The sequence below is a fragment of the Embleya sp. NPDC127516 genome, assembly GCF_044765325.1.
Classification (GTDB): Bacteria; Actinomycetota; Actinomycetes; order Streptomycetales; family Streptomycetaceae; genus Embleya.
Genome location: NZ_JBIWJT010000011.1, coordinates 66,364 through 89,572, shown reverse-complemented (window position 1 = coordinate 89,572; position 23,209 = coordinate 66,364). Strand labels below are relative to the sequence as shown.

The window sequence follows — 23,209 nt, the reverse complement described above, 5'->3', positions numbered from 1 at the left end:
CCCGGGCGAACCGGCTCGGCGGTGGTGTTCGGGCCCGGATGTGACCCGGGGCGTACACGTCACCCCTCCGGTACGGCAAAATCCCGCCCATGTCCTCTGCACCCGCACCGGGTTGGTACCCGGATCCGGAGATCACCGGCCACATCCGCTACTGGGACGGCGGTGCCTGGGTGCCGGACAGCAGCCGACCGGCCGAGGAACCCGGCCGGCCCGCCGCCGAACAACCGGACCGGGCCGGAGAGTCCGGCGGCGCCGAGGCGATCGAGCAGGGCGGCCGGGTGATCCAGGGCGAGGTGTTGTCCGCGCGCATCGGCGCTCCGTACGACATGTCCTCGACCGGCGTGTACGCGCCGCCGGCCGGCTCACCCGGCCCCGGTGCCGCCGGCTCGCCCGACGCGGGCCCGTCGTGGTCCGGCCCGACCGCCCCCACCGGCCCGGCGGGCGGCGCGACGCCGCCACCGGCGGGCGGGGTGCCGCCACAGCGCGCGGCCGAGGAGCCGGGGCCGTGGCGACCGGTCCAGGCCGACATCTTCGGCAGCAACGAACGGCGCCCGGCGAACCTGGGCCGACGGCTGCTGGCCCGGATCGCCGACGCCCTGGTGCCGCTCGCGGCCGGCGTCGCGGTCGGCATCCCGCTCGTCCCGGACGCGGTCGAGCACATCCGGGACAAGATCGACCGGGCCCGCTACGAGGGCCGCGACACCACGGTCTGGCTGATCGACGGCACCACCGGGACCGCGATCGCGATGGTGCTCGGCACCGTGCTCGTGGCCGCGCTGCTGTACGAGGCGCTGCCCACCTGGAAGTGGGGCCGCTCGCTCGGCAAGACCCTGTTCGGCCTGCGCGTCGCGGACCTGGACAGCCACGACACCCCCTCGCTGTGGCAGTCGGTGCGACGCTGGCTGGTCCTGTACGTACCGGGCGTGTTCGTGGTCGGCGTGCTCGGCGCGCTGTGGGGTCTCTTCGATCGGCCGTGGCGGCAGGGGCTGCACGACAAGGCTGCGCGCACGTTCGTCGCCCGCGACTGACGCCGGGCGCGGCCCGCCCGCCACCCGGTCAGCCGCCCCGTCACCCGTACAGACGCGACACGACCGGATTGGTCGAACACGTCACGGTCGCGTCGCCTTATGTCCGGTTTACTCGGCTTTATGACAGGTAGTGCACCGCCTCCGCCGCCCGACCCGTTCGGAGACGACCCCTCGGGTCGAAACCCCTACGGGCAGCAACCACCGCCCGGGCAGCCGCCCCACGGACAGCAGCCGCCGTACGGCGGGCAGCAGCCGCCTCCCGGATCGGACCCGTCCGGACGGGGGCAACCTCCGTACGGCGGGAATCCCTCCGGGCAACCGCCGTACGGGCAGGACCCGACCGGGCAGTATCCGTACGGTCAGGGCGGCCCGTACGGCCAGGACCCGTCCCACGGCACGGGTGGCGGCACGGGCGGGTACGGGGCCGGGCCGGAGCTCGGCGGCCCGTGGCGGCGGCTGCTCGCGCGGATCATCGACAGCATCATCGTCGGCGTGGTCGCGGGCCTGCTCTCGTGGCCGGTCACCGACTACGACTACGACGACATGAGCTTTGGCTCTCAGTTCACCTCGGGTCTGATCTTCTCACTGCTGTACTTCCTCTACGAGGGCTTCCAGCTCGACCGCTACGGTCGCACGCTCGGCAAGCGAGTGCTGCGCATCCGGGTGGTGCGGGTGGCCGACGGCGGGCCCATCGCCGGATCGCCCGCATGGACCCGCGCCGGCGTGTTCACGCTGCCCCCGATCGTGCCGTGCCTGGGCACGATCTTCTGGCTGGTCAACGTGTTGTGGCAGTTCTGGGATCAGCCGTGGCATCAGTGTCTGCACGACAAGGCGGCCAAGACCACCGTCATCCGCGGGTCGTGACCCGAGGCTGGTGATGCCGAGCGCGAATGCCGAGCACTGCCGTCGTCGTGCCCAGCGCGACCCCGATGCCCATGGCGACGGCAGCTCCCGCCACGGTGCGCGGCTCCCAGGCCGCCAATAGTGAGACCGTCAAGACGATCGTGACGAATACGCCGTAGCCGAGTCGGAAGAAATCTCCTCTTGCCACGACGCACCACCTCCCCTGCACCCCTTTGTGCACGCCCCCCGTTCTCACGCTACTGCTCACGCCGCGCAATGTAACCAGTCGATTGCGATCGGGATTTATCGGTCCCGACTCCGGGCACCCTCCCGCGACGGTCGGAGCACCGATCCCGCGCATGAAGACAGCCCCAGGACCGCCCGCCCCGGAGAGTCCACGTGAACCGCAGGCACGTCACCCCCGTCGTCACCGCGTTGTGCGCACTGCTCGTGCTGGCCGCCGCCCCGGCCGCGCCGGGCCGGATCGCGGACGTCCCGGGCGAGCGCACCGAATCCGGCCCCTTCGTCGAACGCGACGACGACCTGGCCCACCCCTTCACCGAGCGGCGCAGACAACGACGCGACGCGGCGGTACGGGCGATGACCGAGGACCCGGCGCTGACGGCGCGCACGGTGCCGGCCGGCGAAGCGGGCGCCGCGGAGACCCGGCCACCCGCCGAGGCGCGGGTGTTCGTGGTCCTGGTCGAGTTCGGCGATCGCCTCGACGCGCCGAACGGGCATCGCTACAGCTCGCGGCCGGGTCCTCGACACGGCACCATCCCGGCGCCGAACCGGGCCGAGGACACCACGACGCTGTGGCGATCGAGCTACGAACGCGACCACTTCCGGGACCTGTTCTTCGGCCCGGGCACCGACTCGCCCTCGTTGGCCTCGTACTACCGCGCGCAGTCCTCGGGCCGCTACTCGCTCGACGGCGAGGTCACCGAGTGGGTCCGGGTGCCCTACAACGAGGCGCGCTACGGCAACGACGGGTGTGGCCGCAACGTGTGCCAGGACGTGTGGGCTCTGGTCCGGGACGCGATGAAGGTCTGGTACGACGGGCGGATCGCCGGAGGGCTGACGGCCGCACAGGTCCGCGACGAGCTCGCGTCGTTCGACCGCTGGGACCGGGACGACTTCGACGGCGACGGCGACTTCGACGAGCCGGACGGCTACCTCGACAACCTGGAGATCGTGCACGCCGGCGTGGACAAGGCCCAGGGCGGCGGCGAACAGGGCCGGGGCGCGGTGTGGTCGCACCGCTGGTACGCGTACGCCGACCGGGTCGGTCGCACCGGGCCGGCGAGCAACCGCGCGGGGGGCACACCGATCGGCGACTCCGGGATCTGGGCCGGGGACTACACGATCCAGTCGGAGAACGGCGGACTGGGCGTGATCGCCCACGAGTTCGGTCACAACCTGGGCCTTCCGGACCTGTACGACCGAGGCAACTCGACCGACGGCCCGCCGGGGTTCTGGTCGCTGATGGCGCTCGGCGGCTACCTCGGCGACGAGGACGGCGCGGGCTCACTGCCGGGCTCGCTGTCCGCGTGGGACAAGCTGCAACTGGGCTGGCTGGACGTACGCATCGTGGACCCGACCCGCAAGACCGTGGCCCAACTCGCGCCGAACCAGTCCACGGGCGACCCACAGGCACTGCTCGTCCCATTGCCACCACGCCGCGGAAGCAACGCCAAACGCTGGTACATCGTGGAGAACCGGCAATACGTCGGCGCGGACACCACCCTCGTGAACGGCCCCTACCAAATCACCGGCAACAAACGCGTGGCCGCCCACTTCCCGTACGGCGAGGGCGTCCTGATCTGGCTGTGGGACACCTCCTTCACCGACAACGACGTCTCCCGTCACCCCGGCGAGGGCCTGATCCTGCCCGTCGACATCCACCCGGACCCCCTCCTGGACCGGACCGGAAAACCACTCCCCGCCCGCTTCCAGACCGCCGACGCCGCCCTGACCTCCACCACGGAAGAAACCTCGGCGATCACCCTGGGCCGCCTGGGCACCTTCCCCTCCCGCCCAGGCGTCCCCACGTTCACCGACAGCGCCGAGTACTGGTCCGCCGCGTCCCCCAACACCGGCGTAAAAGTCCCCCACACCGGCACCACAATCACCACGGAAGGCCCCACCCGCACCGGCACCGCCGCCCGAGTAACAGTCGGGCCCACCACCCCCTGATCACCGCCCCAGGCCACCCTCAACAAACACCACACCCCCACAACCAGCCCCCACGCCACCCTCAAGACCCAACCAGGCAAACCCAACAGCCCGCCCGGCGCTTGAGGGCAACCAGCCCGGCCGGCGCTTAAGGCCACCCAGCCCGCCCGGCGTTTGAGGCCACTCAGCCCGCCCGGCGCTTGAGGGCAACCAGCCCGCCCGGCGCTTGAGGCCACCCAGCCCGGCCGGCGCTTGAGGCCAATCCAGCCCGCCCGGCGCATGAGGGCAACCAGCCCGGCCGGCGCATGAGGCCAAAAAAAGCCCACCCAACCACCCACGGCCCGCCCGGCCTCAGGGCAATGCCGGCTCGCCCACCAGAACCGCCCCCGCCCCCCGAAGCTCGGCGAGCGCCGAAGAGGTCGTCCCCGCCGCCACCCCCGCCGTCAGCCCCAACAACACCCGCGTCGCAAACCCCTCCCGCACCGCGTCCAACGCGGTCGCCCGCACGCAGTGGTCCGTGGCGATCCCCACCACGTCCACCTGGGTGACGCCGCGATCCCGCAGCCACTCGGCCAACGACGTCCCGTCGGCCGCAGCCCCTTCGAACCCGCTGTACGCGGCCGCGTGTGCGCCCTTGGAGAAGATCTCCTCGACCCGCCCCGACTCGACCGCCGACGCGAACGCCGGGTGGAAGCGCGCGCCCTCGGTACCGGCCACGCAGTGCGTCGGCCAGGTCTCCTCATAGTCCGGCGTCGCCGAGAAGTGCGCCCCGGGATCCACGTGGTGGTCCCGCGTGGCCACGATGTGCGCGTAGGCCGGTGTCTCCGCGTGCACGGGGTCCGGCGGCTGCTCGGCCGCGTTGGCCGCGATGTGGTGTCGGATCGCCTCGGCGACCGCCGCCCCGCCCGCGACCGCGAGGCTGCCTCCCTCGCAGAAGTCGTTCTGTACGTCGACCACGATCAATGCCCGGGTCATCGTCGCCTGCCTCCTCGTGGCGGGTCCGTCGAGTCCGACGAACCGCTCGCGTCTACTCGTAGATGGTCGGAAGTACCGGTTCCCCGCGCGAGAGCTGCGTAGCCGAAAGCGGCAGTTCCTCACGCGAACGCGCGTGTCGGTCCCGCGCCGCCGACAGCGGCTCGCGGCCCACGATCTCCCCGTTCACCACCAGCGGGACCAGCAATTCCCGCTCGCCCGGTACGACTTCCGCGTCGGCCCGGAACGGCCGCAGCACCTCGGCCTCGGCCACCCCGTCCGCGTCGTAGCGCCGCACGGCGCTCTTGCGGCCGCCGTGGCTCGGCTTGCCCGGCGACTTCTTGGCCACCGGCACCAGCGGCGCGTCCGGCGCGTCGCTCATCGCCCGCGCGACCAGCTTGTACACCAGCGACGCGGTCGGCTGCCCCGAACCGGTGACCAACTGGGTGCCAACCCCGTAGGCGTCCACGGGAGCCGCCCGCAGCGAGGCGATCGCGTACTCGTCGAGGTCGCTGGTGACCACGATCCGGGTTTTGACCGCGCCGAGCTCGTCGAGTTGCGCGCGCACCCGGTGGGCGAGCAGCAGCAGGTCGCCCGAGTCGAGCCGGACCGCCCCGAGTTCGTGCCCGGCCACCTCCACCGCCGTGCGTACCGCGCTCGCCACGTCGTAGGTGTCCACGAGCAGCGTGGTGTCCGCGCCGAGCGCGGCCACCTGCGCCGCGAACGCCTCGCGCTCGTCGTCGTGCAGGAGCGTGAACGCGTGCGCGCTGGTGCCCCGGGTCGGGATGCCGTACCGCTGCCCGGCGCGCAGGTTCGAGGTGCTCGCGAACCCGCAGATGTACGCGGCGCGCGCGGCGGCCACCGCGGCCTCCTCGTGGGTGCGGCGCGAGCCCATCTCGATGCACGGCCGCCCGGCGGCGGCCGAGGTCATCCGGGAGGCGGCGGCGGCCACCGCGGCGTCGTGGTTGAGGACCGACAGGATCAGCGTCTCCAGCACCACCGCCTCGGCGAAGCTGCCCTCGACCACGATCAGCGGCGACCCCGGGAACCAGCACTCGCCCTCGGCGTAGCCCCAGATGTTGCCGGTGAAGCGGTAGCCGGCCAGCCAGTCCAGCGTCGCCGGGCCGACCACGCCGGCCTCCTCGAGGAAGCGCAGCGTCTCGTCGTCGAAGCGGAAGTTCTCGATGCCGTCGAGCAGCCGCCCGGTGCCGGCGGTCACGCCGTAGCGCCGGCCGTCCGGCAGTCGGCGGGCGAAGACCTCGAACACCGAACGGCGGTGCGCCGCACCGCTGCGCAGTGCGGCTTCGAGCATCGTCAGCTCGTAGTGGTCCGTCAGCAAGGCCGTGGTTGCGGTGTCCATGTCGTCAGCATAACACGATTACTCGTCAGTTTGACGATTACTCGCAAGGGTGGTGGGCGTCACGGGATTTCGACCGATTATGACCGGATATCCAGGACATCGACGGCTAGCCGAGCCGATCCTCCTCCGGCGTCGGCGCCCAGGTCGACCCGTTGATGTGCGTCCCGCCGCCGACGAACAGCGTGTTGCCGGTGACGTAGCGCGCATCGTCACTGGCCAGGAACAGCGCCGCCCCGCCGATGTCGGTCTCCGGGTCGCCCATCCGACCCATCGGGTTGGCCGCCTCGGCGGTCGCGGCGGCCTCCGGGTTCACCCTGGCGAAGGCGGCGAACGCCTCCGTCTTCGCCCCCGGGCAGATGACGTTGGCCCGGATCTGATGCGGCGCCCACTCGCGCGCGGCCGAGCGGGTGAGCGCGCGCAGCGCCTCTTTGCCGACGTTGTACTCGGCGGTGAACCGGTGCGCGTTGACCCCGTTCAGGCTGGCGATGTTGATCACGCTGCCGCCACCCGCGTCCCGCATCGGCTCGAACGCCGCGCGCATCGTCCACCACCCGGCCCACAGGGCCATGTCCAGACCGTGCCGGAACATCTCGTCCGTCTTGTTCTCCAAGCGGTTGATCCGCCCACCGCCCCACGCGTTGTTCACCAGCGTGTCCAATCGGCCCCACCGGGCCAGCGCGGCCTCGACCAGACCGACCGCGTCCGCCTTGACCGTGACATCGGCGACGACCGCGAACGTCTCGACACCGAACGCCTCGGTGATCTCGGCCGCGACCCGATCCGCCGACTCCGCTTTGATGTCGTTGACCAGGATCCGGCACCCCTCGGCCGCGAACCGCCGGGCGATCCCGCGCCCGATGCCCGCCCCGGAGCCGGTGATCACCGCGACGTGGTCCTGAAGACGTCCTGCCATGGCGCTGCCTCCCACGTTGATCGTTCGACCTCGTGGGTATCCGCAACAGCCATGGAAAACAAGGGCTCCCCGGCCCGACAAGACCCGGGCTCCCCTGTGGAACCGCAGGTCAGCTCGGCCGCCACTGATGATCACAGTCCCGGCACTTGCGGTCCCCGTACGGCATCGAGGACACCTTGCCCGAGCCGCACTCCGGGCACGTGGGACCGTCCGCGGCGGTCGGCGGACGCCAGCGCGCGGCGCACGAGCCGCACACGTAGTCACCGACGATGTCGGTGCTCACCTTGGTCGAACCGCACTTGCCGCACTGCACCTCGACGTGCCGGCGCTTGCGCGGCGCGGCCCGCCCGATCGCCGCCTGGCGTTCGCGCTGCGCGGAGAAGCCCCAGTAGGAGCGCAGCCGATCGGCCATGTCCGGACGCAGGTCGGCGCCCGGGCCGACCGGTACCTCACCGCGTGGCTGCTCGCTCATGACCGTCACGGTAGGGCATGCCGGCCGGCGCGCGGCGCGGGTGCGCGGCGCGGAAATCCACTCGACTCCGATGCGGGGTCGGGTATCGTCGAGGCATGCGGATCCACGGGCAGCGAGCTACCGGCGTCGGGCCGGCAAACCGAGCGCGATAGCGCGGCTCGGCCCGGCTCGGCGTGTGTGTACCCCCACCGCCCGCTGCTCTCGCGAAGGCCGATTCGCCATGCTCTCCCCACAGATCCGTTCCACCTTCCTCGATTTCTTCACCACGCGCGGCCACCGCCTCGTACCGTCCGGGTCGCTGCTGCCGCCCGATCCGAGCCTGCTCGTGTCCAACGCGGGGATGAACCAGTTCAAGCCGTGGTTCCTGGGCGACGTCGAGCCCGGATTCCCCCGGGCGACCTCGGTACAAAAGTGCGTGCGCACCGTGGACATCGACAACATCGGGCACACCCGCCGGCACTCGACCTTCTTCGAAATGCTCGGCAACTTCTCCTTCGGCGACTACTTCAAGGAGGAGGCGATCGGGTTCGCGTACGACCTGCTGACCGGACCCTTCGACCTCTCCCCGGACCGGCTGTGGATCACCGTGTACGAGGACGACGACGAGTCGGCGCGGATCTGGCGCTCGGTCGGCGTCCCGTCCGGGCGGATCCAACGCCTCGGCGCGGCGGACAACTTCTGGTCGATGGGCGTACCGGGACCGTGCGGACCCTGCTCCGACGTCACCTACGACCGGGGCCCGGCGTTCGGGCGTGAGGGTGGACCGGCGGTCGACCCCGAGCGCTTCGTCGAACTGTGGAGCCTGGTCTTCATGCGCAGTGTGCGCGGCGAGACCGAGCCCGGCGGCGGCTTCCCGGTACTGGGCGACCTCCCACGCACCGGCGTCGACACCGGCCTGGGCCTGGATCGACTCGCGACCGTACTCCAAGGCGTCGACGGCGTCATCGGGACCGACCTGCTGCGCCCCACCCTCACGAGCGTGGAGGAACTGGCGGGCCGGGACCACTCCCGCCTCGACCGCGACGACCCCGGCCGAGTGTCCTTCGAAGTGGTCACCGACCACGCCCGGGCGATCGCGTTCCTCCTCGCGGACGGCATCCGACCGAGCAAGGAGGGCACCGGCTACGTGCTGCGCCGGCTGATGCGCAGAGCGATCCGACACGGCCGTCGCCTCGGCATCCAGGGCCCGATCCTGCCGCCGACCACCGCGAGCGTGGTCGCGAACCTCGGCCCCACCTGGCCCGAACTCAGCCAAGCGGCGTCCCTGATCGAATCCGAGACCACCCGCGAGGAGGATTCCTTCGACCGCACCCTCACCCGAGGCACCCGCCTCCTCGACAAGGCAATCCGCCGCCGCCTCGAAGCGGGCGAACCCGACCTCCCCGCGGAAACGATCTTCACCCTCTACGACTCACACGGCTTCCCACCCGACCTGAGCATCGAAGCAGCCCAGGAATCCGGCCTGACCGTGAACCGATCCGACCTGACCACCCTCCTCCCGCACCACCCCTGACCCCACCCCGAGCACCCACCTCAGCCCGCCCGGGCACCGAACAACTCGGCCCGGGCGGGGCGTGAGGCCACTCGACCCGGCCGGCGCATGAGGCCACCCGGTCCCACCGGCGCTTGAGGCCAACCGCGTCACTCGACCCGATTCGCATCCGGGGCCACCGCCCCGAACAAGACCTGCACGCCCACCACCCGCAGCAACGCCAACCGATCCGCCGCCGAACTCCCGGGCGCCGCCGTGTACACGACCATCCGCTGCGCCGCCTCCACGGCATCGAGCACCTGGCACCGCAAGGCGATCTCCCCGACCTCCGGATGCCGAATCGTCTCCTCCGCCTCACGCCGCCCAGCCACCCCACGCACATCCGCCCCGGGCGGCCACGCCCGCCCCGCATCCCACAGCGCCGCGAACTCCGCCGACTCCGAGCGCAATCGCGCCACCAGCGCCGCCGGCCGAGCGCCGTGCCTCCGCAGCTCACCCGCGGCGCGCAGATCCGCCACGTAAGCCCGGGACATCCCCTCCACGTCCACCGCCCGATAGCGCACCCGCGAAGCCGGCTCGGTGAACCACCGCACCAGGAGGTTGCGCCCGACGTTCGGCCCCATCAGCGCCATCGCCATCGCGTTCTGCGCCAGCACGTCGCCCAGATCCGACAGCACCTGCGCCGGTACGTCGTGCAACCGGTCAAGCATCAGCAGCAGCGCCGGCGACACGTGCTCGTCGCACCCCGACGACCGTCCCGGCGGCACCTGCCCGGCCAGGTGGAAGAGATGATCGCGACCGGCCCGGTCCAACCGCAGCGCGCGGGCCAGCGCGGCGAGAAGTTGCGGCGACGGGTTGGGACCCCGGTTCTGTTCCAGTCGCGCGTAATAGTCGACCGACATCCCGGCAAGTCGCGCGACCTCCTCACGCCGCAGCCCGGCGGTTCGCCGTCGGGCCCCGTCGGGCAGCCCCACATCCGCCGGGGAGAGCCGGCCGCGGCTGCACACCAGGAAGTCGGCCAGTTCGCGTCGATCGTTCATGCCCTCAGGATCGGCGCTCCCGAGCCCGGTAACCAGGGACCACTTGTCCCTGGATCGGCAGTCCCCGGTTGAGCGATCCACAGGGACGCACGCGGTGATCGAAGGCCGCATGCATGCGCCGTGATCGCGCGGCCCGGTCCGGGATCAGGCGGCGCGGCGGATCGCGGTGACGAGTCGGGCGGTGGCCTGGGCGCGTGCCTGTCGACGCCGGCGCAGCGCGATCGCCGCGACCCGTACCTCTCGACTGTCCCGCTTCTCCACGACCGCCACCTCCATCCGAACCCGCCCCGCCCGAGAGGGCGGCACCGTACGCCCCAACAGGAGCGACACCAACGAATCTAGGCGCCGTACCCCCATCCGGGCGTCGGCCGGGAGTGCCGATCGGGCCTACTACCCCAGGACGACCCGAACCCCGAGCTACCCCCAAGGCATGCCCCCTCAGGAGTACATGGTGGGGCTTCCAAAGGACCAACACCGTCCCGAACCACCACATCCGGCCATGCACCCCGACCCACCGCACCGAGCCCCGACGGAGCCGCGACCAGGCCGGTGACCGAGCCCGTGTCCGAGAGCCACGACCGGGCCGCTACCAAGCCCGTACCCCAGCCGCTCGCGTGCCCGAACCGCATCCCAGCCAAGGGCCGGCCCCGTCCCGACCCCGCCCCGGGCCAAGCCTCGCCACCCACGTCACCACAGCCCCGCGCACCACGTCCCGGCGACCCCACGTCCCGGCGACCCCGCCCGCTCAGATCACCTTCCCCGGGTTGAGAATCCCCAGCGGATCGAACGCCGCCTTGACGCTCCGATGCACCCGTACGCCCACCGGCCCCAGCTCCTCGGCGAGCCAGTCCCGCTTGAGCATGCCCACACCGTGCTCGCCGGTGATCGTGCCGCCGAGATCCAAGCCCAGGCGCATGATCGCGTCGAACGCCACCTCGGCCCGCTCGACCGCCGCCGGGTCGGTCGCGTCGAAGATCACGATCGGGTGGGTGTTCCCGTCCCCCGCGTGCGCGCACACCCCGATCACCGTGTCGTGCCGCTCGGCGATCGCGGCCACCCCGTCGAGCATGTCCCCCAGCCGCGAGCGCGGCACCGCGACGTCGTCGATCATGCTCGTGCCCAGCCGCTCCAGCGCGGGCAGCGCGAGCCGGCGGGCCTGCATGAACAGCGCCGAGTCCTCGGCGTCCTCGGCGGTGAACGCCTCGAACGCGCCGGCCTCGGTACAGATCGCCTCGATCGCGGCCAACTCGGCCGCGGGCTCCGGGGTGTCCACCGCGATCAGCAGCAGCGCGGCGCTGTGCTCCGGCAGACCCATGTTGGCCATCGCGTTCACCGCGCGCAGCGTGGTGCCGTCCATCAGCTCCATCAGCGAGGGGGTGTGCCCGGCCGCCATGATCGCCGAGACCGCGCGGGCCGCCGAACCCGTGCTCGCGAACTGGGCCACGGTCACCAGCGCGGGCGGCGGCGTGGGACGCAGCGCGAGCGTGGCCCGGGTGACCACGCCGAGGGTGCCCTCCGCACCGACGAACAGCCGGGTCAGGTCGTAGCCCGCGACGCCCTTGGCGGTCCGCCGTCCGGTGCGCAGCAGTTCCCCGTCGGCGAGCACCACGTCCAGGCCGAGCACGTACTCGGCGGTCACCCCGTACTTGACGCAGCACAGCCCGCCCGCGCCGGTGCCGATGTTGCCGCCGATCGTGCAGGTCTCCCAACTGGACGGGTCCGGCGGGTAGACCAGGCCGTACTCGGCGGTCGCCTTGGACAGATCGGCGTTGATCACACCCGCCTCGACCACGGCCGTGCGGTCGACGGGATCGATCCGCAGGATGCGGTTCATCCGGACCAGCGAGAGCACGATGCAGCCGTCGACGGCGTTGGCGCCGCCGGACAGGCCGGTGCGCGCGCCCTGCGGGACCACCGGTACCCGCAGTCGCGTGGCGACCCGCATGACGTGTCGGACCTGCTCGGTGGTCTCGGCCAGGACCACCACCGCAGGGTTACCGGCCGCACACAGGCCGGCCATGTCGCGCGCGTACGATGCGGCGATGTCCGCGTCCGTCACCAGGGCGTGCGCGGGTAGCTCCTCCCGCAATGCCTCGATCAGGTCGGTGGTCATGCTGCCTCCCGGTGTGGCCGTGAATGGCCCCAGGGTAGGCACCGGGAAACCAGTCCCCCGAGGGAGGGCACCTTGCAGATCGACCGGTTGGATGCCGCGCTGATCCGGCTGTTGGTGGAAACACCGCGGATCGGTGTCGTGGAGTGTTCGCGCCGGCTCGCGGTGGCACGCGGAACCGTGCAGGCGCGCCTCGATCGCCTGCGCGAGGCAGGGGTGATCAGGGGCTTCGGGCCGGACGTGGATCCCGCCACACTCGGCTTCTCGGTGACCGCGTTCGCCACTCTGGAGATCCGCCAGGGGCAGGGACGCGACCTGCGCAAGGACCTGGAGTGTGTGCCGCAGGTGCTCGAAGTGCACGCGATCACCGGTCGGGGCGACCTGCTGTGCCGGATCGTCGCGCGCTCGAACGCGGACCTGCAACGGGTGATCGAGCAGATCATCGAACTGGACGGGGTGGTCCGCGCGTCCACCACGATCGCTCTGGAGAACCCGGTGCCCTACCGGGTGTTGCCCCTGGTGGAATGTGCGGTGACGGACGGCTGACGGCGGCGCCCGCGCGGGTGAACGCCGGGCCGGGAAGACGGGTGCGGGTCACGGGCGGCGGAACCGAGCCGGACGGGTGACAGCGCACCGGAACGGGTGACGAATCGGACCCGCTCGGCCCATCCCGCGTTTCCCGCACGTCCGGCGACGGTAACCGACCGCGGTCACCACCGGGTTCGCGGGAAGGGCTGTGTTGAGCTTCTGGGACTACGTCTCCAGCCGCCGCGAGCAGCTTTGGATCGAGACCTGGACGCACGCGAGCACCGTGCTCCAGTGCATGGTGATCGCGACGCTGATCGGGATCGTGGTGGCGATCGCCGCCTACCGCAGCGCGCTCGCGTCCCGGATCGCGATCGGCACCACCGCGACCATCCTGACCATTTCCTCGTTCGCGCTGCTCGGCCTGCTGATCCCGCTGCTCGGCCTCGGTGTCGCACCGACCGTGGTCGCAGTGGTCGCGCTGCTGCCGATCGTGCGCAACGCCATCGTGGGTCTGGCCGGCGTGGATCCACAGCTTGTGGACGCCGCACGCGGAATCGGGATGAACCGGGCGGTGATCCTGCTCCGCGTCGAATTGCCGCTCGCGTGGCCCGCGCTGCTCACCGGCATCCGGGTGTCCACCCGGATGATCATGGGCATCGCGGCGATCGCCGCCTATGTGTCGGGTCCGGGACTGGGCAACGGGATCTTCACCGGACTGGCCCGCCTGGGCAGCGAGAACGCGATCGACGCGGCCTGGGTGGGCACCCTGGGCGTGGTCGTGCCGCTCCTCCTCTTCGACGCCGCGTACGTGCTCCTCGGCCGGCTGACCGTTTCCGGGGGAACCCGTGACTGACGTCACCGGCGCGACGATTCGACTCGAAGAGCTCACCAAGCACTTCCCCGGGCAGCGGACGGCCGCGGTCGATCGGCTCACCCTGGAGATCCCGGCCGGCCAACTCGTGGTGTTCGTCGGCCCGTCCGGCAGCGGCAAGACCACCACGATGAAGATGATCAACCGGCTGATCGAGCCGACCTCGGGGCTGATCTCGATCGACGATCGGGACGTCACCCGCCTGGATCCGGTCAAGTTGCGCCGCAAGATCGGCTACGCGATCCGGAACAGCGGCCTGTTCCCGCACATGACGGTCGGTCAGAACATCGCGCTGGTACCGAGGATGCTCGGCTGGAGCCGGTCGAAGGTGTCCACCCGGGTGGACGAACTCCTGGAGACCGTGGGCCTGGACAGCGCCGAGTTCCGCAACCGATATCCGCGCCGACTCTCCGGCGGTCAACAACAGCGGGTCGGCGTCGCGCGAGCACTCGCGGGTGACCCGCCGGTGTTGTTGATGGACGAGCCGTTCGGCGCGGTGGACCCGATCACACGCGGCCACCTCCAGGACCAACTCATCCGGATCCAGCACGAGTTGCACAAGACGATCGTGTTCTTCACGCCCGACTTCGACGAGGCGGTCAAGCTCGGCGACAGGATCGTGGTGCTGCGCGAGCAATCGCACATCGCCCAGTACGACACCCCCGAGGCGATCCTGACCAACCCGGCCGACGAGTTCGTGGCCGGCTTCGTCGGGCGGGCGCCGCGCTGAAGCGGCTGACCCTGTCCCGGGTGCGCGACGTCGAGGTGAAGCCGTTCGCCACAGCGGGGATGCGCGACGACATCGAGACGATCCGCACGTCCGCGCGCGAGCACGGGGCCGACGAGGTGCTCCTGTTGGACGACCGGCGCCACACAGCCCCCAGCCCAAGCTCCAACCCGACCACGTGAGACCACTCAGCCAGACCGGCACTCGCGGCCACCCCAGCCAAGCTCGACTCAGCCCGGCCGGCGCTTGAGGCCAACCCAGCCCGACCGGCGCCCGAGTCAGCCGAACACAATCCAGCCCGGCCGGCGTTTGAGGCCACTCAGCCCGGCCGGCGCTTGAGGCCAACCCAGCCCACCCCCCGCATGAGGTCAGCCGAACCCAATCCAGCCCAGCCGTCGCAGGAGGCCAAAATCAACACGAGGCAACCTTGCCCCCCGCGTTCAACGCGTTGAGAGCGTCGACCGCCCCCGAGAGCGTCTCGACCGGAACCAATCGAAGCCCACCGGACCCCACCCGCCCAGCCTCCCCGCACTCCCCCTTCGGCAGCACGAACACCGTCGCCCCCGCCCGCTTTGCCGCCAACAGCTTCATCGGCAGCCCACCGATCTCGCCGACCCTGCCATCGCCGTCGATCGACCCCGTGCCGGCGATCGTCCGCCCGCCCGTCAGTTGACCCTCGGTCAGCTTGTCCACGATGCCCAGCGCGAAGAACAGTCCCGCACTCGGCCCGCCGACATCGCTCAGATGCAGCGTGACCTTGACCTGGTCCGGCGTCTTGCCGAGGTACTTCAGCGCCGCGACGGTCGCGCTGTCCTGCGACTTGACCATGTCCTTGGTGTTGGTCTCGACGACCTGCTCGATCGATTTGCCGTCCGGGTAGACGGACTTCCTCGGGACAACCGCCTCTTCCGTGTCCCACCACGCACCGAGCAGCGACGCCAACCGGTGCTTCTCGTCGCGTCCGCTCGCGTGGATCGTGGTCAACAACAGGTGCCCGGTCGTCGGGTACACCGTGGCGGGGCCGGAGATCTCGACCACCGGCCGCCCCGCGTCGTCGCCGAGCGTGTCGGCCACCGATCCCGGAGTGATCAGGACGTACGGCATCGGCACCAGAAACGCGAAGCCGAACAGGATCGCGACGAGGAGCAGAGACACCGGGAGGGTGAGCTTGGTACGGGCCACGCCTGGCATTAAACACGGCCCCGCCCGACGCGCCGTACCGGACTCGCCCCACCCGCGCCGCGACCCGGGCCGTCCGCCGCGTCGCGCCGTCCGACCTATGCGGCGGAGACGCGCATTCCGCCCAGTTCGTTGGACAGCTCCGCCGCCGCCTCGGCCACCCGGCGGCCCAGTCGTTCGGTGTCCAGGTTGCCCAGCGAGACGATCCCGACGCTCGACTCGACGGCGGCGAGACCGGGCACCGGGGCCGCGATCCCGGGCACCGTGTGCCGACCGTCGCCGGGCGCGTACACGTAGGACCTGGGCCCGTCCAGCCCCGCCACCACCCGGCGCGCGGCCAGGATCGCCAGTCCCGCCGCGCCCGCGTCCAGCGCATGCCGCGAACCGACCCGGTAGGCCACGTGATAGTCGGTCCAGGTGGGCTCGGCCACCGCGACCACCAGGGCCTCCATGCCGTCCACGATGGTCAGGTGCGCGGTGGCCCCGGTCTCCTCGGCGAGCCGGCGCAGACACGGCACCGCCGCGTCGCGGACCAGCGGATGCGCCCGCCGGGCCAGTTGCAGCGCGCCCAGGCCGAGTGTGGTGCGGCCGCTGTCGTCGCGCCGGACCAGGCCGTGCTGTTCGAGTGTGGCGAGGATGCGATAGACGACGGTGCGGTTGACGCCGAGTGCGGCGGCGATGTCGTGTACCGACAATCCGTCCGAGGCATCGGCGAGCAGTTCGAGGACCTTGAGCCCTCGGTCCAGGGTCTGTGACGTTTCGGCGACCACCGGCCCCCCTCCCTTCGCGTGACGTTGCATTACGTCCAGCGGCGCTCGATCCCCGAACGGAACGCCACATTCGCGAGGCTGTGCGGCGCCAGGTCATGGGGCCAGGACACGTACTCGTCACCACTCGGCGGGCAGGCCGAACGGATTCCCACGTCCGAGCAGGACGGTTTCTCCTGCTCGGCGCGTCGGAGGATCACGCTAACCAGAGGGGGCACTTTTGGCACCGGATATCCGGGATACGGACAGGAAAAATAACAGATCTTTCGGGACATATAGCACGTAATGTGTAATTCGCCAAATGCGATCCTCGCCACGTCCTCCCGAGAGCATGGCCGGACGACTCCGTACTCACCAGTCGGACACACCGTCCCAACCAATGAGATAGCCACCTCGACCGACACCTCGACCGACACCCGGATCAACACCCGGATCGACCGCAATCGGCCCCGAACCCGCAGCCAGATCGCATCCGGACCGGACTCGTACCGACACCCGGGCACCAAAGCACAATCGAGCCCGAGATCGCGACCCGATGATCTGGTGACCGATGATCCAGCGACAAACGATCCGGTGGCCAATGATCCGGTGACCCGCGACCCTCAACCGCGGCCCATGACCCGACGACCGATTGACCCATGACCCGACGCCCCCGTGACGACCCCGGCCACCCGGCAACCCGCCCCCGCGCGACTCAGCGCCCGGACGTGGCCCACTCGCGGATCTTGCCGATCCGCGCCTCCAACTGTCCGGCCGACGCCTGTGCCACCGCCGGCCCGCCGCATACCCGGCGCAGCTCGTTGTGGATCTGCCCGTGGGTCTGCCCGGTGCGGTGGTGCCAAGCGGCCACCATCGTGTTGAGTTCCTTGCGCATCGCCGTCATCTGACGGTGCGTCACCACCGGGCGCTGGTCGGCTGGCTTCTCCGACAGGTCGGCCTGGTGGTCCGGCTTGCGCCGGCTCTTGGCCACCTGCTTGGCCTGCCGGGACTGGAGCAGCATCTGGACCTGGTCGGGTTCGAGCAGCCCGGGAAGGCCGAGGTACTCCTCTTCCTCCTCGCTGCCCACGTGCGCCTGAAGCCCGAACTCCGCGCCGTCGAACAACACCCGGTCGAAGCGCGCCTCGCTCTCCAGCGCCTCGAACGCGAACTCCTCCTGCTGCCCCGGCTCGTCCTTCTGCGCGTTGGCCTGCGCGAGGAGGGCGTCCTCCTCGTCGTACATCCCGCCCTCCTTCTTCGGGCGGTCCAGCACGTGGTCGCGCTCGATCTCCATCTCGTTCGCGTGCTGGAGCAGCGTCGGCACGGAGGGCAGGAACACCGACGCGGTCTCGCCCCGGCGTCGGGCCCGGACGAAGCGCCCCACGGCCTGCGCGAAGAACAGCGGCGTGGAGATCGTGGTGGCGAACACGCCCACCGAGAGGCGGGGTACGTCCACGCCCTCGGACACCATCCGCACCGCGACCATCCAGCGGTCCTCGGACGCGGAGAAGTCCTCGATCTTCTTCGACGCGCCGACGTCGTCGGACAACACCAGGGTGGCGCCCTGTCCGGTGATCTCGCGGATCATCCGCGCGTACGCCCGAGCCGACTCGTGGTCGGTGGCGATCACCAGGCCGCCGGCGTCCGGGATGGCCTTGCGTACCTCGCCCAGCCGCTTGTCGGCGGCCCGCAACACCTGCGGCATCCACGAGCCCTGCGGATCCAGCGCGGTACGCCAGGCCTGGCTGATCGCGTCCTTGGTCATCGGCTCGCCGAGCGAGGCCGCGATCTCGTCGCCGGCCTTGGTCCGCCAGCGCAGGTCGCCCGAGTACGACAGGAAGATGACCGGGCGCACCACGCCGTCCGAGAGCGCGTGGCCGTAGCCGTAGGTGTAGTCGGCGGACGAGCGGCGGATCCCGTCCTTTCCCTCCTCGTACGCGACGAACGGGATCGGGTTGATGTCCGAGCGGAACGGCGTGCCGGTCAGCGCGAGCCGGCGGGTGGCCGGCTCGAACGCCTCCATGCACGCCTCGCCCCACGACTTGCTGTCGCCCGCGTGGTGGATCTCGTCCAGGATCACCAGCGTCTTGCGGTTCTCCACCCGGCGGCGGTGCAACATGGGATGCACGCCCACGCCCGCGTAGGTGACCGCGATGCCGTGGTACTCGCGGGACACCGGGCCCGACGAGCTCGAATAGTTCGGGTCGATCCGCAGGCCTATGCGCGCGGCGGCCTCGGCCCACTGCTTCTTGAGGTGCTCGGTCGGCGCGACGATGGTGATCTGGTGGATCACGTGCGCGTCCAGCAGTTCGGAGGCGATCCGCAGCGCGAACGTGGTCTTGCCGGCGCCCGGCGTGGCCACCGCGAGGAAGTCGCGCGGTTGGCGTGCGAGGTAGGTGTCGAGGGCCCCCTGCTGCCATGCGCGCAGCTTGTTCGCGGTGCCCCAGGAGGCACGGTTCGGGAAGGCCGGGGACAGATGGGACGCGGCTGCGGTACTCACTGCGACGGGTCTGCTCCAGGCCGAGGGGCGATCGAGGGCAAGCGATCAGGCTACCCGAGCCCCTGCCCGATTCCGCGCGCCCACGACTCCCACGCCCCGAAACCCGGGCCACCGAACGGCGATTCCACTGGGAACACCGACCAGACCGGCCCCTCGAACCCACCCTCCCGGCCGATCTCCGGCGCGTCCCGACCACGCCCCGACAAACCACGACTCACTCACCCACGCCCGCCCCGCCTCGCCCCGAGCGCGAGCCACCCGGCCACTTCGCCCGCTCCGCCCCCAGGACCGCACGCCCACATACCCGCCTGCCCTGCCCGGCGCACTCGCCGCGATCGCCCTCGGCCGCCTGCCGCGAGGCCGCGCCCCCGCCCGCCTCGCCCTCCGGAACGCCCTCCTCACACGCCCCCCTCGACACGATCCCCCCACACCCCTCACGAAAGCCCCGTCCATCGACCTGCACGCCGGCCCGCTCACGACGCCCCCGACCCGCACTCCCGCGCCCAACCCGACACCCCCCCACTGCTCGCCCGCCAACTCCGCAAAACCGACCACCTCACCGGCAACGCGGTGTCCTCCACGATCGCCTCGGGCGCCACCATCGCCGGCCCCTCCCCGCCTTCCACAGCCTCTTCGGCGCCGGAGCCCGTGTCGGCTTCCTCCTCACCGACCACCTCCGCCGCCCGCCGAGCTCACTCCCGCACAGGACCGTGCACGACGAGAATGCGCCGGATCTCCCCGGGGTCCAGCGGGTCGCCCACGCCCCACACGACCCGGGCCCGGTTGAGTTTCGTGGTCAGTGAACCCACGAGCCGGGCCTCGGTCGCCGCGTCGACCGCGGCCAGGATCAACTTGGAGTACCGCACCGTGTCGACGAGAGCCGACTTGACGCGTTCGTGCCGGATGTACACGGGAAGATCCGCGAGGGCCTCGGTGCGTACGTCGTCGGGCATCGCCGCGAACCAGCCGCTCCGCACCGCGTCGGCTTCGTCGGGGAAGTAGTCCATCTTGTGCAGGTGTACGGCCAGGTCGTACAACGGGTCCCCCCAGAGGGCGAGTTCCCAGTCGAGGAAGTAGGTCCGACCAGCGGCCACGATGACGTTCTTGCGATGGACGTCACAGTGCAACGCGCGAAACGGCCGACACGTCAGGGCGGACCAGTCCGCTTCCACCCGGGCGAGCGGATCCGCCGGGACCCCCAACGCCGCGTACAGCGACGCATAAGGCGTCCGGAAGCGCCGCCAGACGTCGGCGGTGACCGCCGAGAGACGCGCCCCGAACCCGGCGGTGTCCCCGTCCTTGGGCCAATCCGCGGGCAACGCGGGAAGCACGTCGAGCGGCACCCTGGACAGGTCCCGGAAGAAGCCCACCACGTCTCCCGCCAGGTGCACGGGCACCGACCGCCCGCGTGGCGCGAGCACGTCCAGCACGTCACCCGGGATGAACCGGTGGATCTGGAACGCCGGATCGTCCGAGACGTGCAATACGTCGGGGATCACCGAGATCCACGGCGCGACCGCCCGGATCACGTCCTGTTCCGGCCACACGCGCAGATCCATGCCGTCCGCACCGTGAATCGGGATCCGGACGATCACCGGCCCGTCGTCCGTCTCGGATCGCACGTTGTCGTTGTAGAACCCGGAAGCACTGATTCCCGATTCACGTGCCGTGCGATAGAGCGTCAGCGGATCCGGCTTCATGCTCATTCCCCCAGGATGGTGGCGACCCATGCGTCGACTCTTCCCTCCAACGCCTCCAGGGAGTCGACCGGACGGATCGCCGCGCGGGCTCGCGCGAGAGAGGCCGCGTGAACCGGTCGTTCCAGGCCGGCTCTGCGCAGCACCTGCAAGGAAGCGAGCACAAGGGTCGGATACACCTCGGCACCCTCGAATTCACGAATCGCCCATTCCGCGGTACCGCGGGCGTTCTCGGATTCGCCGCGGCGGAGCAGCACGAGGGCCCGGACCAGTTGGGCGCGGGCGGTGCCCGAACGGTAACGCGCACGTCCGAGGACCTCCAGGGCGGTGTCCGACGACGCCTCGGCCTCGACGACGCGCCCGCACCGAAGCAGAGCCAGCGCCTTGGCCGTGTACGCCTTGCCCAACTCGTGCAGGGCGCCGATGTCGCGCTGCACCGCGATCGCCTCGTCCGCCACGTCACCGGCGTGCTCGGGTTCGGTCCAGGCCAGGAACTCGGCGCGATTGACCACCAGATTCGCCAGGCGGACCGCGGATCCGGCTTCCAGGTAGTGCAGTTGTGCCTGATCCAGGTTGCTGCGGGCGGCCGGGAAGTCGAACGCGAACCGCCGACCCAGGTGGATCAGCCTCGCCGTGTCCCCACGCAACAGGTGCTCGTCGCGATGCAGTGTGGCGGTGAGCCCGTTGACCACGTTCTCCGCGTCGAGAAAGCGCCCGCCGGCCATGTAGAGGTCGGCTGCCCACAACGCCGCGCTTCGGGCCTCGGGAACCGTGGCCTGCTGCCACAACGACGAGTACCGGGTGAGCGCCTCCGAGGTCCGTCCGAGCATCCGCAACGCGTCCGCGCCGGCCAGTGCCAGCCGCACCTGGGCCGAACTGCCGCCCTCGACACCCGCCAACCCCCGGGTCAAGACCTCGGCATGCTCGGCGTCTCCGACCAGGATCGCGGTCTCGGCCTCGACGCAGCGCGCGGCCATCTCCAGTTCGGCGCGCGGTCGGTCGTCCGCCGCACAGAACCGCCGAACGTCCTCGACGACTCCGCCCAGGGACCGAATGCCGCCGCTCGCGGCGATCTCCGCCGCGAGCGTGAGCAGATCACCGGGCTCGAACTCACCGGCGTACATGCTGTGGAAGGCCACCTCGCGCAGGTGCACGCCCGTCGTGCGACGCGTGCTCGCGACTCCCGTCGCCACGTTCGTCGCCACGTTGTCGGCCCGGGCCCGCCACAGGGCCCGCAACACGCGATGTACGGCCTGACGCGTCGCCGTCGTCTGGCGTGCCCTCAGCTCGGTCGCCATCAGTTGGTGCAACTGGAACCGCTCGGCACCCGCCGGCTGGACGAAGGAGTACGCGGTCAACGTCTCCCAGGTCCGCCGATCCGCCGACAGCCCGAACGCCGCCGCGACCGTGCGGAAGATGTCGTAGTCGATCGTGCGCGCCACGGCGAGGACTTCGAGCAGCCGGACCTCTTGCGCGTCCACGTGCTGGAGAAACCGTTCGAGGATCTCCTCCCCCGACACGGCCGGCGTCAACGCGCTGTCGCCCCGATCCGCGCCGGTGTCCGCGTCCAGGGCCAGGTTCAGGTAGAACGGCACACCGGAACTGGCCCTGGCCAGGGCGGTGCGTGCGCGGACGTCGGATACCCCGTGCGCTTCGAGTAGTTCGACGCGCGCAGTCATGGGCAGCCCGTCCAGGGGCAGGGGGATCAGATGCGCGGTCCACTGGCTGTCGTACGCCTCCCAGCCCAGCGGCTCTCGGCTCGCGATCAGCACCAGGCCTCGGTCCAACTGCGACACGAGGTCCCGCAACCAGGCGTCGAGCCCTGCGGTCCGCCCCGCTCGGGTGCTCCCGCCCACCAACGCCTCGTACGCGTCGACGCAGACGAGGTATGGCCGCTCCGCGCTCGCGCTGCGCAGGTCCTCGGCGAACAGGAACGTGGCGGCGTCGGCGAGTTCGGCGGGGTCGAGTTCGTCGAGCCGGTGCAGGGTCTCGTCGTTCTTGAGCCATCGCCACCGCCTGAACCTCTCGGATGACCGACCGGCGACGCGGAGCAGTCCGCCCACGGTCCGAAAGATCGGCAGCCCGCCCACCGCGTCCGCGAGATCGGCCAGAACCTCGCTCTGCTGTCGGGCCGCCACATCGGCGAGGGAAATCTGCAGATGGGGGTGCAGGCGCTGCCACAGGGCGAGATATGCGAGGTCGTATCGCGGAAACGAGGCGCCCTGGGCGCCGAGATTGGAGCGCAGCACCGCGAGCGCCGCGTCCTGCTCACGCAACGCCGGGATCTGGAGGTCGAGCAGCACCGTTCGAGCCTCGGACTCCAGTCGTGACTGACACTCGCGCAGGAACCGCGACTTCCCGATCCCGCCGACGCCGGTCACGTTCACGACCCGTAGACCGTCCCCACGGGCATCCCACGCGCCCTCGAAGACCGCCGTCGCCTCTTCCCGATCGACGAACCGGCGCTGAGAACCCGCCGACCTACGAAATCGCGGTTGCAATGGCATGAGGTCCCCATCCCCGAAGCCCGCACCGCAGCAGGCACCCGGGACTCAGGGT

Annotated in this window: 19 protein-coding genes and 1 pseudogene; 8 read left to right on the top strand and 12 right to left on the bottom strand. The window is 70.9% G+C overall.

Annotated features, from left to right (window positions below; translation table 11 throughout):
• Positions 1–89 precede the first annotated feature (89 nt).
• Both ACIRL2_RS22200 and ACIRL2_RS22195 read left to right on the top strand, forming a co-directional pair.
• Positions 90–1,028, top strand: a complete 939-nt coding sequence (locus ACIRL2_RS22200; RefSeq protein ID WP_402234123.1) for an RDD family protein — start codon at positions 90–92, stop codon at positions 1,026–1,028.
• A gap of 120 nt (positions 1,029–1,148) precedes the next feature.
• Entirely contained in the window at positions 1,149–1,892 is a 744-nt protein-coding gene (locus tag ACIRL2_RS22195) for an RDD family protein (protein ID WP_395863341.1), read from the top strand.
• Here ACIRL2_RS22195 and ACIRL2_RS22190 read toward each other — a convergent pair.
• A complete protein-coding gene (locus tag ACIRL2_RS22190) occupies positions 1,876–2,079 on the bottom strand; it encodes a hypothetical protein (RefSeq protein WP_395863343.1) in 204 nt (67 codons plus the stop codon). The two genes, ACIRL2_RS22195 and ACIRL2_RS22190, sit on opposite strands and share 17 nt — an antisense overlap.
• Positions 2,080–2,270: 191 nt before the next feature.
• Here ACIRL2_RS22190 and ACIRL2_RS22185 point away from each other — a divergent pair, with 191 nt between their 5' ends.
• Positions 2,271–4,067, top strand: coding sequence for an immune inhibitor A domain-containing protein (locus tag ACIRL2_RS22185; protein WP_402234121.1), 1,797 nt, complete (start codon positions 2,271–2,273; stop codon positions 4,065–4,067).
• A gap of 330 nt (positions 4,068–4,397) precedes the next feature.
• On the opposite strand, the gene ACIRL2_RS22180 is transcribed toward ACIRL2_RS22185, so the two are convergent.
• The 4 genes from ACIRL2_RS22180 to ACIRL2_RS22165 form a co-directional block, all read right to left on the bottom strand.
• Positions 4,398–5,021: an isochorismatase family protein gene (locus ACIRL2_RS22180; protein ID WP_395863347.1), complete on the bottom strand. Its 624-nt coding sequence runs from the start codon at positions 5,019–5,021 to the stop codon at positions 4,398–4,400.
• 52 nt (positions 5,022–5,073) lie between these two features.
• Entirely contained in the window at positions 5,074–6,378 is a 1,305-nt protein-coding gene (locus ACIRL2_RS22175; RefSeq protein WP_395863349.1) for a nicotinate phosphoribosyltransferase, read from the bottom strand.
• Between the two features lie 106 nt (positions 6,379–6,484).
• Entirely contained in the window at positions 6,485–7,291 is an 807-nt protein-coding gene (locus ACIRL2_RS22170; protein ID WP_395863351.1) for an SDR family NAD(P)-dependent oxidoreductase, read from the bottom strand.
• Between the two features lie 109 nt (positions 7,292–7,400).
• A complete protein-coding gene (locus tag ACIRL2_RS22165) occupies positions 7,401–7,763 on the bottom strand; it encodes a hypothetical protein (RefSeq protein ID WP_395863353.1) in 363 nt (120 codons plus the stop codon).
• A 220-nt stretch (positions 7,764–7,983) separates the two neighbouring features.
• On the opposite strand from ACIRL2_RS22165, the gene alaS reads away from it, so the two are divergent.
• Positions 7,984–9,276 (top strand): alanine--tRNA ligase, encoded by a 1,293-nt coding sequence (gene alaS / locus ACIRL2_RS22160; RefSeq protein WP_395863355.1) that lies wholly within the window; start codon positions 7,984–7,986, stop codon positions 9,274–9,276.
• A gap of 128 nt (positions 9,277–9,404) precedes the next feature.
• On the opposite strand, the gene ACIRL2_RS22155 is transcribed toward alaS, so the two are convergent.
• Both ACIRL2_RS22155 and ACIRL2_RS22150 read right to left on the bottom strand, forming a co-directional pair.
• A complete protein-coding gene (locus ACIRL2_RS22155) occupies positions 9,405–10,295 on the bottom strand; it encodes a helix-turn-helix domain-containing protein (protein WP_395863357.1) in 891 nt (296 codons plus the stop codon).
• Positions 10,296–11,040: 745 nt separating this feature from the next.
• Entirely contained in the window at positions 11,041–12,408 is a 1,368-nt protein-coding gene (locus tag ACIRL2_RS22150) for an FAD-binding oxidoreductase (protein ID WP_395863359.1), read from the bottom strand.
• 72 nt (positions 12,409–12,480) lie between these two features.
• Between ACIRL2_RS22150 and ACIRL2_RS22145 the strand changes: the two genes are divergently transcribed.
• From ACIRL2_RS22145 to ACIRL2_RS22130, 4 genes and pseudogenes are all read left to right on the top strand, one after another.
• Positions 12,481–12,951 carry an Lrp/AsnC family transcriptional regulator gene (locus tag ACIRL2_RS22145; protein WP_395863361.1) on the top strand — a complete coding sequence of 157 codons (471 nt, stop codon included), beginning with the start codon at positions 12,481–12,483 and terminating at the stop codon, positions 12,949–12,951.
• Positions 12,952–13,144: 193 nt separating this feature from the next.
• Positions 13,145–13,786, top strand: coding sequence for an ABC transporter permease (locus tag ACIRL2_RS22140; RefSeq protein WP_402234314.1), 642 nt, complete (start codon positions 13,145–13,147; stop codon positions 13,784–13,786).
• Positions 13,779–14,573: pseudogene (locus ACIRL2_RS22135) on the top strand (ABC transporter ATP-binding protein); the annotation flags it as partial. The gene ACIRL2_RS22140 and the pseudogene ACIRL2_RS22135, both read left to right, overlap by 8 nt.
• Positions 14,555–14,713 carry a hypothetical protein gene (locus ACIRL2_RS22130; protein ID WP_402234323.1) on the top strand — a complete coding sequence of 53 codons (159 nt, stop codon included), beginning with the start codon at positions 14,555–14,557 and terminating at the stop codon, positions 14,711–14,713. The pseudogene ACIRL2_RS22135 and the gene ACIRL2_RS22130, both read left to right, overlap by 19 nt.
• A gap of 229 nt (positions 14,714–14,942) precedes the next feature.
• On the opposite strand, the gene ACIRL2_RS22125 is transcribed toward ACIRL2_RS22130, so the two are convergent.
• The 5 genes from ACIRL2_RS22125 to ACIRL2_RS22105 all read right to left on the bottom strand — a co-directional run bounded on the left by ACIRL2_RS22125 (position 14,943) and on the right by ACIRL2_RS22105 (position 23,037).
• Positions 14,943–15,722: a PDZ domain-containing protein gene (locus ACIRL2_RS22125; RefSeq protein ID WP_395863363.1), complete on the bottom strand. Its 780-nt coding sequence runs from the start codon at positions 15,720–15,722 to the stop codon at positions 14,943–14,945.
• 86 nt (positions 15,723–15,808) lie between these two features.
• Complete coding sequence (locus ACIRL2_RS22120) at positions 15,809–16,480, bottom strand: IclR family transcriptional regulator (protein ID WP_395863365.1); 672 nt, start codon at positions 16,478–16,480, stop codon at positions 15,809–15,811.
• A 691-nt stretch (positions 16,481–17,171) separates the two neighbouring features.
• A complete protein-coding gene (locus tag ACIRL2_RS22115; protein WP_395863367.1) occupies positions 17,172–18,953 on the bottom strand; it encodes a DEAD/DEAH box helicase in 1,782 nt (593 codons plus the stop codon).
• Positions 18,954–19,645: 692 nt separating this feature from the next.
• On the bottom strand, positions 19,646–20,659 hold the full coding sequence (locus tag ACIRL2_RS22110) for a phosphotransferase family protein (RefSeq protein ID WP_402234117.1): 1,014 nt from the start codon (positions 20,657–20,659) through the stop codon (positions 19,646–19,648).
• Entirely contained in the window at positions 20,656–23,037 is a 2,382-nt protein-coding gene (locus ACIRL2_RS22105) for a hypothetical protein (RefSeq protein WP_402234116.1), read from the bottom strand. The genes ACIRL2_RS22110 and ACIRL2_RS22105 overlap by 4 nt, the downstream gene beginning before the upstream one ends.
• Between the last annotated feature and the right edge of the window lie 172 nt (positions 23,038–23,209).

Excerpts from the sequence above, each read along its gene's own strand:
- ACIRL2_RS22200 (WP_402234123.1), top strand. The coding sequence starts at position 90 with ATGTCCTCTGCACCCGCACCGGGTTGGTACCCGGATCCGGAGATCACC.
- ACIRL2_RS22195 (WP_395863341.1), top strand. The coding sequence starts at position 1,149 with ATGACAGGTAGTGCACCGCCTCCGCCGCCCGACCCGTTCGGAGACGAC.
- ACIRL2_RS22180 (WP_395863347.1), bottom strand. The coding sequence starts at position 5,021 with ATGACCCGGGCATTGATCGTGGTCGACGTACAGAACGACTTCTGCGAG.
- ACIRL2_RS22175 (WP_395863349.1), bottom strand. The coding sequence starts at position 6,378 with ATGGACACCGCAACCACGGCCTTGCTGACGGACCACTACGAGCTGACG.
- ACIRL2_RS22170 (WP_395863351.1), bottom strand. The coding sequence starts at position 7,291 with ATGGCAGGACGTCTTCAGGACCACGTCGCGGTGATCACCGGCTCCGGG.
- ACIRL2_RS22165 (WP_395863353.1), bottom strand. The coding sequence starts at position 7,763 with ATGAGCGAGCAGCCACGCGGTGAGGTACCGGTCGGCCCGGGCGCCGAC.
- alaS (WP_395863355.1), top strand. The coding sequence starts at position 7,984 with ATGCTCTCCCCACAGATCCGTTCCACCTTCCTCGATTTCTTCACCACG.
- ACIRL2_RS22155 (WP_395863357.1), bottom strand. The coding sequence starts at position 10,295 with ATGAACGATCGACGCGAACTGGCCGACTTCCTGGTGTGCAGCCGCGGC.
- ACIRL2_RS22150 (WP_395863359.1), bottom strand. The coding sequence starts at position 12,408 with ATGACCACCGACCTGATCGAGGCATTGCGGGAGGAGCTACCCGCGCAC.
- ACIRL2_RS22125 (WP_395863363.1), bottom strand. The coding sequence starts at position 15,722 with ATGCCAGGCGTGGCCCGTACCAAGCTCACCCTCCCGGTGTCTCTGCTC.
- ACIRL2_RS22110 (WP_402234117.1), bottom strand. The coding sequence starts at position 20,659 with ATGAGCATGAAGCCGGATCCGCTGACGCTCTATCGCACGGCACGTGAA.